The 14,807-nt window shown below is 65.8% G+C and carries 9 protein-coding genes; 5 read left to right on the top strand and 4 right to left on the bottom strand.

Annotated features, from left to right (window positions below):
* Positions 1-18: 18 nt before the first annotated feature.
* From ACSQ1W_RS00840 to ACSQ1W_RS00830, 3 genes are all read right to left on the bottom strand, one after another.
* Positions 19-2,445, bottom strand: a complete 2,427-nt coding sequence (locus tag ACSQ1W_RS00840; RefSeq protein WP_436041293.1) for a sodium:solute symporter family transporter — start codon at positions 2,443-2,445, stop codon at positions 19-21.
* Positions 2,442-3,287 carry an HpcH/HpaI aldolase/citrate lyase family protein gene (locus ACSQ1W_RS00835; protein ID WP_436041292.1) on the bottom strand — a complete coding sequence of 282 codons (846 nt, stop codon included), beginning with the start codon at positions 3,285-3,287 and terminating at the stop codon, positions 2,442-2,444. Before ACSQ1W_RS00835 ends, ACSQ1W_RS00840 begins: the two co-directional genes overlap by 4 nt.
* A gap of 135 nt (positions 3,288-3,422) precedes the next feature.
* Positions 3,423-4,439 carry a sugar kinase gene (locus ACSQ1W_RS00830; protein WP_436041291.1) on the bottom strand — a complete coding sequence of 339 codons (1,017 nt, stop codon included), beginning with the start codon at positions 4,437-4,439 and terminating at the stop codon, positions 3,423-3,425.
* A 238-nt stretch (positions 4,440-4,677) separates the two neighbouring features.
* Between ACSQ1W_RS00830 and ACSQ1W_RS00825 the strand changes: the two genes are divergently transcribed.
* Entirely contained in the window at positions 4,678-7,485 is a 2,808-nt protein-coding gene (locus ACSQ1W_RS00825; RefSeq protein ID WP_436041290.1) for a TonB-dependent receptor, read from the top strand.
* Positions 7,486-7,786: 301 nt separating this feature from the next.
* Positions 7,787-10,702 (top strand): TonB-dependent receptor, encoded by a 2,916-nt coding sequence (locus ACSQ1W_RS00820; protein ID WP_436041289.1) that lies wholly within the window; start codon positions 7,787-7,789, stop codon positions 10,700-10,702.
* A 228-nt stretch (positions 10,703-10,930) separates the two neighbouring features.
* Here ACSQ1W_RS00820 and ACSQ1W_RS00815 read toward each other — a convergent pair whose 3' ends face one another.
* The gene (locus tag ACSQ1W_RS00815) at positions 10,931-12,277 is read right to left on the bottom strand and encodes a pectate lyase family protein (RefSeq protein WP_436041288.1); all 1,347 of its coding nucleotides are present in this window, start codon (positions 12,275-12,277) and stop codon (positions 10,931-10,933) included.
* A gap of 151 nt (positions 12,278-12,428) precedes the next feature.
* Here ACSQ1W_RS00815 and ACSQ1W_RS00810 point away from each other — a divergent pair, with 151 nt between their 5' ends.
* Genes ACSQ1W_RS00810 through ACSQ1W_RS00800 form a run of 3 tightly spaced genes read left to right on the top strand, consistent with a single transcriptional unit; the run spans position 12,429 to position 14,806 of the window.
* Positions 12,429-13,286, top strand: a complete 858-nt coding sequence (locus ACSQ1W_RS00810) for a 2-keto-4-pentenoate hydratase (protein WP_436041287.1) — start codon at positions 12,429-12,431, stop codon at positions 13,284-13,286.
* The gene (locus tag ACSQ1W_RS00805) at positions 13,283-14,278 is read left to right on the top strand and encodes a TRAP transporter substrate-binding protein (RefSeq protein ID WP_436041286.1); all 996 of its coding nucleotides are present in this window, start codon (positions 13,283-13,285) and stop codon (positions 14,276-14,278) included. Before ACSQ1W_RS00810 ends, ACSQ1W_RS00805 begins: the two co-directional genes overlap by 4 nt.
* 9 nt (positions 14,279-14,287) lie before the next feature.
* Positions 14,288-14,806, top strand: coding sequence for a TRAP transporter small permease (locus ACSQ1W_RS00800; RefSeq protein ID WP_436041285.1), 519 nt, complete (start codon positions 14,288-14,290; stop codon positions 14,804-14,806).
* Position 14,807: the final 1 nt, after the last annotated feature.

Below are 14,807 nucleotides of genomic sequence, written 5' to 3'. Positions count from 1 at the left end.
CCTATGGCGCATGCGCGATCAGTCCGCACCTGCCGCCGCATCCTTGCGGTGGATCGTCAAGCCCTCCAGCGAACGGGTCGGCGCGGGGAAGCACAGGCTGGCGAGATAGCCCACCACCACGCAGACCAGGATCGAGATGGCGAGATAGAAGTACGGGTGCACCAGGTCGTACCACCAGGCCACGAACGTCAGCACGATGGCGGCCCCGATGCCGATGGCCACGCCCTGCGAGTTCGCACGGCGGGTGAACATGCCCAGCGTGTAGGCGCCGGCGAAACCGCCACCGAGCAGGCCGGCCAGTTCGATGGACACATCGAACAGCGAGCCGATGTCGAAGCGCGACAGCACCAACGCCGCGCCTATGCCCACCAGACCCACGACCACGGTCATGATCTCGGCGAAGAACACGCCCTTCTTCTGCGACTTGTCCTTGGCGAAACGCTCGTAGAAGTCGACCGTGATCAGCGTGGCGACCGAGTTCATGATGCCCGACAGCGTGGCCATCGCGGCGGCGAAGATGCCGGCGATGATCAGGCCGGTGACGCCCATCGGCAGTTCCGCCGCGATGAACAGCGGGAACGTCGCGTCCACCGGCAGCAGCGGATTCATGCGCTCGGGGTTGTTCTTGTAGTAGACGAACAGCGCCGTGCCGATGCCGTAGAAGATGAAGCCGCCGGGAATCATGATGGCGGCGAACGCCCACACCGAGCGGCCGGCTTCCTTGTCGGACTTGGTGGAGAGCACGCGCTGCATCAGCACCTGGTCCTTGGGGAAGGTCAGCACGACCTCGAACAGCACCAGGAAGATGAAGCCCCAGACGGTGGCCTTGGTCAGGTCGAAGCTGAAGTCGAACAGCTTGGTCTTGTCCTCGGCCATCGCGATCTGGGTGAACTCGCCGAAGCCGCCCTTCAATGTCCAGACGATGAAGAGAATGGCGAAGATCGCGCCGCCCATCTTCACGATGACCTGCACCACGTCGGTCCAGATGACCGCCTTCATGCCGCCCATCGCGGTGTAGATGATGGTAAAACCACCCATCAGCCAGACACTCCACACCACGTCGATGCCGGTGATGGTGGAGATGGCCAGCGCGGGCAGGAACAGGATCACGCTCATGCGACTGCCGATCTGCATGAGGATCGCCAGGGCACTGGCCAGCATGCGGATGCTCGGATGGAAACGCGTCTCCAGATAGGAGAACGTCGACATCAGGTTGAGCCGGCGCAGCAGCGGCACGATCCAGATCGCGACGAACATCAGGCCGAGCACCGCGATCAGGTTGTTGGTCAGGTACTGCCAGTTGGTCTCGAACGCCTTGGCGGGAATGGCGATGAAGCTGATCGAGCTGGTGTTGACCGCATAGAGGCTCAAGCCCGCCGCCCAGAACGGGATGGTGCGGCTGCCGACGAAGAAGTTCTCCGTCGAGTTGCGCTTCTCGCGCAGATAGAAGTACAGGCCGATGCCGATCATCGCGGCCAGGTAGACCACGATCACCAGCCAGTCGAGCCACGTCAGCAGGTGCTTGCCGGACTGCAGCTGCAGCGCGCCGGCATCGCCGGTAGCCGTGGACCACGCCAGGCCATCACCCCAGGGTGCGAACGTGTCGGCGCCGGCGGGCACTGCGGCCGGCACGTCCGCCCACGCCTTGGTGATGACATGGAACGTCATCAACCGGCGCGCCGGAGCGGTCTGGCCGTTGCCGTCCACAGCGAACAGCAGGTGCGCCTGGCCGATGGCGCGTTCGGCACCGGGCACCAGATGTCCCGGCAAGGCCGGCATCGCCGACCAGCCCGTTTCGCGATGCCAGCGCCACAGGGCATCGACGCCAGTGCCGGGCACGGTGGCGAACAGTTCGCCACGTTGCGCGAGCAGACTGCCTGCGACACCGCCGCCCGGCCAGGCATCCAGCTTCGTCCAGCCTCCCTGCGGCGCGCTCACCACGAGGCGATAGAGCGAAGTGGCGTTGTCGGCACCCGTGCCGACGACATAGAGCGTGCCGTCGCCTTCCGCCAGCCGCACGTCACGCAGCGGCTGAGGCAATACCGGAAGAGCGCGCAGTTCGAGCCGGCCCTGATGCACGACCACCGCGGACAGCGTTGCGGCGCCACCGGCGTCTTGCGTCATCGGCAACGCGTAGAGCTTTCCTCTCGTCGCGGTGATCCACTGCAGTCCGGATGGCGCTCCCTCAGGCAAGGCCAGCGTCTGCCAGGCCTTGGCGCCGGAGGGCAGCTGCCAGGCGCCTTGGCTGTTGAAGGCCAGCAGCGCGGTGTCGACGGCGTGCAGTGCCTGTACACCACCAGGCACAGCGGGCAGACGGTCTTCGCGGACGGTCGTCAGGCTCTCCGCCTGCACGGCGGACGACAGGCCGCATAGCAGCAACAGCCAGCCCATCGTCAGGAAACGTCGCACACCGGCGGTCCACGACCGCACTCCCCCCTGCTTCATTGCTTCTCCTCATGCCGCACCGTGGCCAGGACGGCGCGCGCACGCGCCAGGAACGGCGCATCGACCATTCGCCCATCCACCGCATACACACCGTCTTCGGCGGCATCGACGATCCGCCGTGCCATCTCGATTTCCTCATCCGTCGACGCGAACACGCTGTTCGCCCACGCCAACTGGCGTGGATGCACGCAACTCTTGCCGACGTAGCCCAGCGCACGCGCGGACGCGGCCTCGGCCCGGAAGCCCGTCTCGTCGTCGAGCCCGGGGAACGCGGCGTCATAGGCGAACACACCCGCCTCGGCGGCCGCCATGCGCAACGCGTACTGCGCGGCGTGCACGTTGCGCAGGTCGGTACGCCGGATGCCGTGGGGTTCGAACAGATCGCCGAGGCCGAGTTGCAGGCCGCGCACGCGCGGATGCGCCGTTGCGATGGCCACGGCGTTGCGCAGCGCACGCGGGGTTTCGATATTGACCAGCAGGCCGGTCCTCTGGCGGACCTGCAACCGGGCCTCGATGGCCTCGATCTCCGCCATCGCCTGCCTGAGTTGTTCCGTGGATTCGATCTTGGGCAGGTTGATCAGGTCGATGTCGAGCGGCAGGACCGCGCGAAGATCATCCTCCCAGGCATGCGAATGCCATGCGTTCGTGCGGACGATCACCTGCTTGCCGGCGCTGCGGTGCGGCGCGGCATGCAGGAAGGCAGCCACCTGCGTTCTTGCATCGGCCTTTGCCGCCACGGCCACCGCGTCCTCCAGATCGAAGGACAGGATGTCGGCCTCGCTTGCCATCGCCTTGGCGAAGAGGGCTGGCCGATCCCCGGGCACGAACAGTTTGCTACGCATGGACGGCGCTCATCATGGCGCGCAGTCTGCGGGATTCACGAGACCGGCAAAGCCCTGCCCGGCATCTTCAAACGATAGTTTTTGCTGCGTTCCAGGATACTGCAACGCAACAACCGCCTGCTTCCCGACGCGTGCTCAGCGCTTCACGTCCAGACTGTTCTCGCCCAGGAACGCCTGCACGTCGGAGGCCCCGACCAGATTGAAATCCCCCGGCAGCGAATGCTTGAGACAGGCCGCGGCCACGCCGAAGTGCAGCGCATCCGCACTTCCCATGCCGACGAGGCCGCCATGCAGTACGCCTGCCGCGAACGCGTCGCCGGTACCGATGCGGTCGACGATCGGGGACACCTCGTAGGACGGCGTGGTCAGCAGGCTGCCGTCCGCCAGTGCCGTGATGCCCGACAGGGCGTGATGGTCGACGCTGCGCTGCACGCGCACCGTGGCCGCCATCTGCCGAAGATGCGGGAACGCCTTGAACGCCGCCGCCGCACCCGCCGCGAACCGCTCCTGCGGCGTCGCCTGGGGGAACTCCAGGCCGAGCACCACCTGCAGGTCGCGATGGCTGGCGAAGAGGATGTCCGCTTCCGCCATCAGCCCCCGCAGGATCGTCGGTGCATCGCCTCCCCAGGCTTCCCAAAGTTTGGGCCTGAAGTTGCCGTCGAAAGACACCTTCACGCCCGCTGCGCGCGCCGCTTTCACGGCCACCAGTACACCGTCCGCCGCCTGTTGCCCGAGCGCCGGCGTCACGCCCGACACATGCAGCCAATCGGCACCGGCCAGCAGGGCCGGCCAGTCGTGCGTGCCGCCACCGGCGCGCGCGAACGCGGAGTCCGCACGGTCGTAAAGGACTTCGCTGGGTCGCTGGATGGCTCCCGGCGTCAGGAAGTAGAGCCCCATGCGTCCCGGCACCTGCTGCACCGCGCGCGTATCGACACGATGCCGGCGCAGTTCGCCCACGGCGGCCTCGCCCAATGCGTTGTCTGCGGCCAGTCCCACCATGCGCGCATCATGGCCGAAGCGCGCCAGCGAGACGGCGACGTTCGCTTCCGCACCACCGACATGCACATCGAACAGTGGCGACTGCAGCAGCACCTGGCGGCCGGGCGCGCCAAGGCGCAGCAGCAGCTCACCGAAACAGACGATCTTCCCCATCCAGTTCTTCTCCCGTGACGTTGGCATCGCGCGCCGTGCGGGCCGCTCCAGCTTGTCCATGGGACAAGATAAACCGGCCCGACCGACAGTTGTTGTTGCAGCGCACACTCTGTTAGCGTTGTTTTTGACCAGCGGTGTCATTTTATCAGCTGGCACGATCTGGAAGGGAAGAAACAGCGCTTTTTCGCCAATAAAACAGTCGCAACACGCGGCCATGGTCCCTTGAGGAGGGGAGAACATGCCAGTCAGTCACCAGAACCGGAAGACACCGGTTACCTTGCTTGCCGTTTCGATCGGTCTCGCGCTGCAGATGGGTGCAGCCGCCCAGGCCCAGGAGGCAGCCCAACCGGCCGATTCCGGCCAGTCCGCGTCCCCGCAGGCGGATCTCGGCACGCTCGACACCGTCAGCGTCACCGGCTACCGCGCCAGCGTGGAGAAAGCCCTCGACATCAAGCGCGGCGAAGCCGGCGTGGTCGATGCCATCGTGGCCGAGGACATCGGCAAGTTCCCCGACCTCAACCTCGCGGAATCGCTGCAGCGCATTCCCGGCGTGGCGATCACCCGCGACGCCGGCGAGGGACGCAACATCTCGGTGCGCGGCCTGGGCCCCGACTTCACCCGCGTGCGCATCAACGGCATGGAAGCGCTGACCACGGTGGGCGCGACGGACCAGTCCGGCGGTTCGAACCGCGGCCGCGGCTTCGACTTCAACGTGTTCGCCTCCGACCTGTTCTCGCAGCTGATCGTGCGCAAGACCGCACAGGCGGATGTCGAGGAAGGCTCTCTGGGTGCCACCGTCGACCTGCGCACCGCACGCCCGTTCGACTACGACGGCTTCACCTTCGTCGCCAGCGGCCAGCTCAGCCACAACGACATGGCCAGCGAGACCGATCCGCGTGCGGCGGCATTGATCGCCAATTCCTGGGCCGACGGCAAGTTCGGCGCCCTGCTGTCCGTCGCCTACTCCGAACGCCAGTTGCTCGAGGAAGGCAGCGGCACCGGCCGTTGGGCGAACGGACCCAGCAACGGTGGTTTCAGCGCCGCGTCGCCGTTCGCAGCCGCGCGCGCGGCCGATGTCTACCATCCCCGTTTCCCACGCTACACGCTGATGGAACACGACCAGAAGCGCACGGGCGTGACCGCCTCGTTCCAGTTCAAGCCAAGCGATCGCACCCAGTTCGCACTGGATGCGCTGTACTCGAAGATCGATGCCACGCGCGACGAGAAGTACATCGAAGCAATCTCGTTCAGCCGCAACGTCGCCAATCCGAATCCGGCCACCAATCCCCTGTCGGGCAAGCCGCACACCATCGTGCGCGATGGCGTGATCCAGAACGGCGCACTCGTCTACGGCCTGTTCGATGATGTCGACATCCGCTCCGAGAGCCGTCACGACGAATGGAACACGGTCTACACCCAGCTGAACTTCGAGGGTGAGCACGAGTTCACCGACAACTTCAAGATCAGCGGCAAGATCGGCACGTCCAAATCGGAGCATGAGAATCCGATCCAGACGACGATCATCATGGACAAGTACAACGTCGACAATTACAGCTACGACTATCGGGGCAACTGGTACAAGCCGGTGCTGAACTACGGCATCGATCCTCTGGATCCGAACGGCTGGACGCTCGCCGAGATCCGTATCCGTCCGCAGTACGTGACCAACGAGTTCGACAACGCGCAGCTGGAGTTCAACTGGAACATCAGCCCCGGCTTTCGCCTGAAGGGCGGCGTGCAGGCCAAGGACTACTCGTTCGACACCCGCGAGCTGCGTCGTGGCAATGAGCTTTCGGTGCCGACGTTCTCCGACGGAACGCGCTTCGTGCCCGCCGACCTCACCGAGCTGGCCCGCCTCAGTGGCGTGAGCGGATCGCCCGGTACCTGGGTCGTGCCCGACTACCAGGCCGTCGCGGACCTGTTCGACATCTACAGCAACAGCGGCACGTTCGCGGTCACCGAGCGCGCGGTCAACACGCGCAGCGTCGAGGAAGAAGACCGTGGCGTCTACCTGATGGGCGAGTTCTCGACCGACCTCGGCCCGATCCCGCTGTCGGGCAACGTCGGCGTGCGCTACGTGCGCACCAAGCAGACATCCACGGGCATCGCCACCACCAGCGGCACGCCGGTCGCGGCCACGGTGACGCGCGAGTACAGCGACACCCTGCCCTCGATGAACCTGGTGGCGGAACTCAGCCCCGACCTGCTGCTGCGCCTGGGTGCCGCCAAGGTGATGTCGCGTCCGGGCCTCGGCTCGCTGACGCCGGGCGTGACGGTTGCCGTCGCCGGCGGTGCACGCACGGTCTCGGGCGGCAACCCGAACCTCGACCCGATCCGCGCCAAGACCGTCGACCTGGGGCTGGAGTGGTACTTCAACGAAGGCGCGATGCTCGGACTGGGCGTGTTCTACAAGGACATCGACAGCTTCGTGCAGACCACGCGCGAGATTCGCAGCTATGAATCCAGCGGACTGCCGGCCAGCCTGCTGGAAGGCACGGGCGCTTCGGTCACCGACGACTTCACCTTCACCATTCCGCTCAACACGCCGGGCGGTGAACTGACCGGCTTCGAAGCCAACTACGTCCAGCCGTTCACCTTCCTGCCGGGCAAGTGGGCCAATCTCGGCGTGCAGTTGAACTACACCTACGTCGACTCGAAGATCCAGTACGTCAACAGCGCAGGCACCAACGTGCTGAAGACGGACCTGCTGGGCCTGTCGAAGACCGCCTGGAACGCCACCCTGTTCTACGAGGGCGAGCGTTTCTCGGGCCGCGTCTCGGCGACCAATCGCGACGACTACCTGATCCAGGCGCCGGGTGCGGAACAGGGCTTCCATCTGGATGGCGTGCATGGCCAGACGGGCACGACCACGGTCGATGCCTCGGTGCGCTGGAAGATCAACGACCACCTGGAGCTGAGCCTGGAAGGCATCAACCTGACCGACGAACCGCAGGAATCGTGGGTGTCGAACCCCAGCGTCACCCTGCCGCTCGACTACAGCGAGACCGGCCGCCAGTACCTGCTGGGGCTGCGCTACAAGTTCTGATCGGTTGACCGTCATGCACCTCCCTGCGAGGTGCATCCGAAGCCCGGCCGCCTCTCCCGGCCGGGCTTTTTTGTGCGCGCAGCGCACCGGGCGCAACGCGAAAACGATTTCATGCAGCGGCTTGTCCCGGGACATTTTCTCCATTCGAATCAATAGCTTGTTGTTGCAGCGCACTCTCTGTTAGCGTCTTTGACCAGCGGTGTCATTCAACGTGCGCCGCCTTGGAATCGTCGGGGAATTCCACGCCGCCGGCACACGGCGGCCTACCAAAGCCACTGGCCGCCCTTGGGAGGGGGAAGTCATGAACCGTTATCCGAATCGCCGGACGACACCGGTTACCGTACTCGCGTTCTCGATCGCCGCCGCGTTGCACGCGCCTGCGTTTGCCCAGTCTCAGGACGAGCCTGCCACAGCGCCCACCACCACCGAGCTCGATCGCATCGAAGTGGTCGGGACCTTCCGTGCCAGCCTGGAGAAAGCGCTGGAGGAAAAGCGCTACAGCGCCGAACAGATCGATGCCGTCGTCGCGGAGGACATCGGCAAGTTCCCCGATCTCAACCTCGCCGAAGCGTTGCAGCGCATTCCCGGTGTCGCGATCGACCGCGATGCCGGCGAAGGGCGCTCGATCACCGTGCGCGGCCTGGGCCAGGACTTCACCCGCGTGCGCATCAACGGGTTGGAGGCGCTCGCCACCACGGGCGGCACGGACAGCTCAGGCGGCGCCAACCGCGGACGCGGCTTCGACTTCAACGTGTTCGCCTCCGAGCTCTTCAGCAAGCTGACGGTGCGCAAGACGCAGTCGGCCCAGGTGGACGAAGGCTCGTTGGGCGCCACCGTCGACCTGCGCGGCGCGCGTCCGTTCGACTATGACGGCTTCACCAGCACCGCCACCGCGCAGATGGGCTACAACGACCTGTCGAAGCAGTGGGACCCGCGCTTCTCCGCATTGATCAGCAACACGTGGGCGGACGGCAGGTTCGGCGCCCTGCTCTCGGCAGCCTACAGCGAGCGCAACCTGCTGGAAGAGGGCTACAGCGCGGTGCGCTGGGACAACGGCCCCTCGTCGAACGGCTTCTGCAGTCCCGTTGGCTACACCCCGCAGAACAACGCGAACAACAGCGGCCGCGGTACGACGGCACTCAACTGCTCGACCGGCAACCCGCGTCCCGCCAACACGCAGGCCAACAACGACGCCTACCGGCTGGCGTCGGCCGCGACGACCTTCCATCCGCGACTGCCGCGCTACGGCCGCCTGACGCACCAGCAGGAGCGGCTGGGCGTGACCGCCGCCCTGCAGTTCAAGCCGACGGATCGCACGTTGCTGAACTTCGATGCGATGTATTCCAAACTGGATGCGACGCGCCAGGAGGATTTCCTCGAGACGATCTCGTTCAGTCGCTCCAATGCGCAGGGTGGCAAGTACGAGACGCACGTACGCCAGGCCGAGGTGGATGCGCGCGGCAATCTGGTCTACGGCGTGTTCGACAACGTCGATGTCCGCTCCGAATCGCGCTTCGACGAACTGTCCACGGAGTTCAGCCAGTACAGCCTGAGTCTCGAACAGGACATCACCGACCGACTGACGCTCAACGCGATGGTCGGCACGTCGACATCGGAGTTCAAGAACCCCGTGCAGACCACGGTGACCTTCGATATCCAGAACCTCGACGGCTACAGCTGGGACTACCGGGGCAACAGCCGGCTGCCGGTGATCAACTACGGCAGCCTGGATGTGACCAGTCCGGCAGGCTGGGGCTGGATCAGCAGCCCCGCCGCCAACACCACGGGCTCCGAGATCCGCATCCGCCCGCAGGGCGTCGACAACACCTTCGACACCGGCAAGCTGGACCTCGATTTCGCCATCAACGAGACCTTCACGCTGCGGGGCGGCCTGTCGTACAAGAAGTTCCAGATGGACACCTGGGAGTTCCGCCGCGCCAGCGAAACCTCTGTCCCCGCACTGCCTGCCGGGACGACGCTGGCCGATCTGTCCACGCTGGTCACCGGCTTCGGCCGCGGCCTCGATGGCCGCGGGCCGAGCGCATGGCTGATCCCGGACCTCGGCGCGATCGCGAGCCTGTTCGACATCTACTGCAACTGCAATACCGGCGTACCGGGCGGCGACTTCACCCTGAGCAGCATCACCAACGGCAATGCCCGCGGCAACAACCGCAGCATCGGCGAAGAGGACTGGGGCGGCTACCTGCAGCTGGACTTCAACGCGGACCTCGCGGGCCGCCCGTTGCGCGGCAATGTCGGCGTGCGCTACGCCACTACCGACATCGACGCCAGCGGCTACACCTCGGTGGGCGGCGGCAGTCCGGTGACCGTGACGAACGACTACAAGGACTGGCTGCCGTCACTGAACCTCGCGTGGGAAGTCACCGACGAACTGGTGCTGCGCTTCGGCGCGGCCAAGGTCATGGCGCGGCCGCAACTGGGCAATCTGTCGCCCGGTGCAGGCGTCACCACCACCGGCACGCCGAACATCCGTGTGGGCAACCCCTATCTGGACCCGTTCCGTGCCAAGACCTACGACGTCAGCGCCGAGTGGTACTTCGCGGAGGACTCGGTACTGTCGCTGGCTCTGTTCTACAAGGACATCGAGACCTACATCCAGGAACTGCGCGAGAACATCGCCTACCGCGACACCGGCCTGCCGCTGGACTGGGTACCGTCGACCTTCTGGGACGTGGAGTTCGACGTGCGCACGCCGATCAATACGCCCGGTGGTCCGCTGAAGGGCTTCGAGCTGAACTACCAGCAGCCGTTCTCGTTCCTGCCCGGCGGATTCCGCCATTTCGGCGTGCTGCTGAACTACACACACGTGGAGTCGGATATCGACTATGCGGTTCCGGGCAGCTTCCCGGTGACCTACATCGCCAACGACCTGGTCAACCTGTCGCCCGACTCCTACAACGCGACGCTGTACTACGACAACAACAAGTTCAGCGCGCGCGTGTCCACCTCGTTCCGCGACGACTACCTGCAACGCGTGCCCGGGCAGAACAACAACGACGTGGAAGGCAAGCGCAGCGCCCGCAGCGTGGATTTCTCCATGTCCTACAAGTGGGACAAGCACCTTACCCTCACGTTCGAGGGGCTGAACCTGACCGACGAGTTCAATGACCAGTACGTGGACTCGGCCGGCGATCGCGCATCGGTCTACCACCACACGGGACGGCAGTACTACGTAGGGGCGCGGTTCAACTTTTGACCGCACAGGTCGGACGCACGCTCGGTGCGTCCGACCTGTTTCCTGCCGCAGCCCGGGACGCGGCATCCAGGCCCGTTCGCGACTCATGGATGCACCCCGCCACTCCACCTTGCTGGTCATCCCTTGACCACGTATCGACTGCATCGACAGCCCGACAGACGAAGGGCCCACCTCACGGCGGGCCCCTCATGTCATGCGTCATCGTCGGCCGTGCCGACGCAGCGCAGGTCAGCGCAGCGGTTCACCGCGCGGATAGCCGGCCAGCGGCTCCATCACGTCGAGATTCCATTCGCTTTCGACGAACGGCTTGCGTGCTTCCTTGTACTGGGGATAGCCGCCGACCTGCTCCTGGCTGTCGATGATCTCGCCGCGCCCTTCGATGACGTCCGCCACAATGCGACGATCGACCAGGTCGCGGTTCCAGGGTGTGGCACCCACGTTCTCGATGACCGCATCCTGCACCTTGGCCGACGGCAGCAGCGTCACGCCGAACGGCAGCGCGGGCGCCGTCTTCACGCGGTTAAGCCTGGCGGGTGCCGTGGTGTAGCTTCCCGTCTCCTGGATGCTCTTGTTGCCCATGCGATCGACGACGAGGTTGTCCTGTGCAAACAGGTCGACGTCGCCGGATCCGCCGATCATCACGAACGCCAGCGGCTCGGTCGACTTGCCGGCACGCATGACGTTGCCGCGCACCACCATCTCGCCCTTCGAATACGGATGGCCCAGCCATTCTTCGGCGATCAGGTTGTAGTGGATGGCACGCTGGCCGGGGTTGTAGATCAGGTTGTTGATCACCTGGCCGCGCGCGCCGCCCTTGAACAGTGGGCTGCGCTCGTAGTTGTGTGCGTAGAGGTTGCCGACGATCAGCACCTCGTTGACGTGATCGTGGATCAGCGAGCCTTTGGAATGCTCGCCCTTGGGGTGGGTGGAGTGCGCCAGGCCTTCGCTGACGATGTTGCTGCTGTAGGTGATCCGACGCGACGCATTGGCCATCCACTCGGCTTCGTTCTCGCCGTGGAAGCGTGTGCTGGACGCGCTGAGGTTCTCGTCGGTCGCCCAGGTGAGGGAGCAGTGGTCGACGATGACGTCGTGTGCACCCCGTACCGTCGTGATGGCATCGATGTCGCCGGAACGCTTCGGCATGCCGCCGTCGCCCGGACGGATGCGGATGTGGCGGATCACCACGTCATGCGTGGCGATCGTCAACCCGCCCTTGATGATGGTGACGCCGGGATGCGGCGCGGTCTGTCCGGCAATGGTCAGGAACGGCTCGGTGATGCGCAGCTCCTTCATCCCGAGGTCGATCACACCACCGACTTCGAACACCACGATGCGCGGTCCCTTGCCCGTCACCGCTTCCTTGAACGAGCCGGGGCCGTCGGCCGCCAGACTGGTCACGCGGACGATCTTGCCGCCACGACCGCCGGGGGTATGCGCGGCCGCGCCCTGCGCACCGGGGAACGCCAGTGTCTGCGCGTCGGCCGCGATTGCTGGAATCGTGGCAAACGCCAGCATCAGGGCGGCCAGGCCGCGGGTCAGCCCGCCGATTCGCGCGGGGAAACGGATATGAAGCATTGGCTCCCTCCCAGGAGTGGATCGATGCATCGTGGCATCGGGATGGATTTTGCGGCAGTGCACATTGTCAATGACACCGGTTTACCATATACAGGCCATCAGCCTGCACTGTCACTCGGCGGTGCAACAAAACCCAGCGGGGAGAACCCACTTGAGTAACGACCAAAGCACCCTCGACGCCGCACGTGCGGCGGCCCCCACGTTGGCCGCCATCGCGGACAGCTTTGTCGGTGCGCGCCGCCAGGGCCGGGCTTTGCCGGGTTTTCCCGGCGAGATTCCGGACGACCTGGTCACCGCCTACCGCGTGCAGGACATGGCCATCGCCAAGTGGCCGGACCAGGTGGTGGGCTGGAAGGTCGGCTTCATCGCACCCGAGCGGCGCGACGCGTCCGGCGACGAGCGGCTGCTGGGCCCGATCTTCGCCCGCCAGCTCCAGATGACCACCGGTGGTCAATCGGCTTTCCAGGTCTTCGACGGCGGCTTCGGTGCGGTGGAAGCGGAGTACGTACTGCGCCTGGACGCGGATGCGCCAGCCGACAAGACCGACTGGACCCCCGAGGAAGCCGCTGCCGTCCCGTCCACGCTGTTCATCGGCATGGAGGTGGCGAGCAGTCCGCTGGCCACGATCAACCAGTTGGGCCCCCGCGTCGTGGTGTCGGACTTCGGCAACAACAACGGGTTGGTCGTGGGACCCGAAATTCCCGTCTGGGCCGAGCGCAGCGATGCCTCGCTGACGTGCTCCACCTGGATCGACGGCCGTCAGGTCGGTCAGGGCGGCGCCACCACGTTGCCCGGCGGCCTGCGTGCAGCCTTTGCGTTCGCCCTGTCGCGGTCGGCGCGGCGCGGTCGGCCGCTCAAGGCCGGTGATCTGATCGCGACCGGCAATGCGACCGGTATCCACGACATCCTGCCCGGCCAGCAGGCCCGTATCGATTTCGACGGACATGGCAGCATCGAATGCGTGGCCACCGCCGCGACACCGAAGGACGAGGGGGATTGGCGCGCATGATGAACCGTCGTCGTTTTCTCGGCACCGGTCTGGGTGCCGCCGCTACCCTGCCGTTGCTGGGCGGCCGTGTCCTGGCCGACGAAGGCCGGCACGTGCTCACCGCGACCGACGTGCACGTGAAGGACTACCCGACCGTCGAAGCCGTGCAATGGATCGGCGACACCCTGGCGCGCGAAACCGGCGGTCGCGTGACGCTGCGCCAGTACCACTCCGGCCAGCTGGGTCGCGAATCCGAAGCCATCGACATGGCGCGCTTCGGCGCCATCGACATCACCCGCGTCTACGCCGGCGCACTGAACAATGCGTTCCCGCTGACCCAGGCGCTCTGCCTGCCCTACGTCTTCGATTCCGTGCCGCACATGCGGCGCGCGATGGACGGCGGTGTCGGCCAGGTGGTGCTCGACGGCTTCGCGCGGCGTGGCCTGGTCGGCCTGGCCATCTATGATTCCGGCGCGCGTTGCTTCTACAACACCAAGCATGCCATCCGCACGCCCGCCGACCTGCACGGCCTGAAGATCCGCGTGCCGGTGTCCGACATCTTCATCCGCATGCTGCGCCTGTTCGGCGCCAATCCCACGCCACTGTCGCTGGGCGAAGTGTTCTCCGGCCTGGAGACCCGCATGATCGATGGTGCCGAGAACAACATCCGCAGCTTCCATTCCAGCCGCCACTTCGAGGCGGCCCATTACTGGTCGCAGACCAACCATTCGTATGCGCCGGATGTCCTGCTGGTGTCGCAGCGCACGCTGGACGGCCTGCAGGCTCGCGACCGCGAACTGCTGATCGAGACCGCGAAGCAATCGGTCGGCGTGATGCGGACGCTGTGGGACGCTTCCGAAGCCAAGGCAAGGGAAGCCGTGTTCGCCGCGGGGGTGAAGCACAACGAAGCGGACCTCGCTGCGTTCGCGCATGCATCGCAGCCACTGCTGTCCGAATACCGCAAAGACCCGGCGATCGACACGCTGTACCGCCGCATCCGCGACCTGGCCTGAGAACCGACGATGTCCGAAGAATCCACGCCGCCTCCCGCCACGCCCCTGCAGCGGGCCATGGACCTGCTCTCCAATACGGCCATCGCCGTCGCCGTCATCGCCCTGCTTGGCCTGGTGGTCGTGCAGGGCTGGCAGGTGATCGCCCGCTACGTCATCAACGACTCACCGAGCTGGACCGAACCGGTCACCGTGCTGCTGCTGACCACCGCCATGAGCCTGGGCGCAGCGGCCGGCGTGCACACGAACCGGCACTTCGGTTTCTTCCTGCTGGCAGACGCCGTGGGTCCGCGCGTCAGGACGCTGCTGCATGCCCTGTCGCCGCTGGTGATCGCCGCCATCGGCGCGGTGATGGCCTACTGGGGCGCGGTGCTGCTGCTGGATGGCCTGGATATCCGCATCGCAGGCGCGCCCATGCCGCAGAGCATCGGCTACCTGCCGCTGTCGATCGGCGGCGTACTGATGGTCGTGTTCGCCCTGTATCGACTGCTCCTGGTGCTGCGCGCGCCGCTGACCGACGAGGCCCGCTGAC

The sequence above is a fragment of the Pseudoxanthomonas sp. LjRoot143 genome (assembly GCF_964252945.1).
GTDB lineage: Bacteria > Pseudomonadota > Gammaproteobacteria > Xanthomonadales > Xanthomonadaceae > Pseudoxanthomonas_A.
The sequence above is the reverse complement of the archived record's forward strand: the minus strand, read 5'-3'. Positions and strand labels throughout refer to the sequence as shown.

Excerpts from the sequence above, each read along its gene's own strand:
- ACSQ1W_RS00840 (WP_436041293.1), bottom strand. The coding sequence starts at position 2,445 with ATGAAGCAGGGGGGAGTGCGGTCGTGGACCGCCGGTGTGCGACGTTTC.
- ACSQ1W_RS00835 (WP_436041292.1), bottom strand. The coding sequence starts at position 3,287 with ATGCGTAGCAAACTGTTCGTGCCCGGGGATCGGCCAGCCCTCTTCGCC.
- ACSQ1W_RS00830 (WP_436041291.1), bottom strand. The coding sequence starts at position 4,439 with ATGGGGAAGATCGTCTGTTTCGGTGAGCTGCTGCTGCGCCTTGGCGCG.
- ACSQ1W_RS00825 (WP_436041290.1), top strand. The coding sequence starts at position 4,678 with ATGCCAGTCAGTCACCAGAACCGGAAGACACCGGTTACCTTGCTTGCC.
- ACSQ1W_RS00820 (WP_436041289.1), top strand. The coding sequence starts at position 7,787 with ATGAACCGTTATCCGAATCGCCGGACGACACCGGTTACCGTACTCGCG.
- ACSQ1W_RS00815 (WP_436041288.1), bottom strand. The coding sequence starts at position 12,277 with ATGCTTCATATCCGTTTCCCCGCGCGAATCGGCGGGCTGACCCGCGGC.
- ACSQ1W_RS00805 (WP_436041286.1), top strand. The coding sequence starts at position 13,283 with ATGATGAACCGTCGTCGTTTTCTCGGCACCGGTCTGGGTGCCGCCGCT.
- ACSQ1W_RS00800 (WP_436041285.1), top strand. The coding sequence starts at position 14,288 with ATGTCCGAAGAATCCACGCCGCCTCCCGCCACGCCCCTGCAGCGGGCC.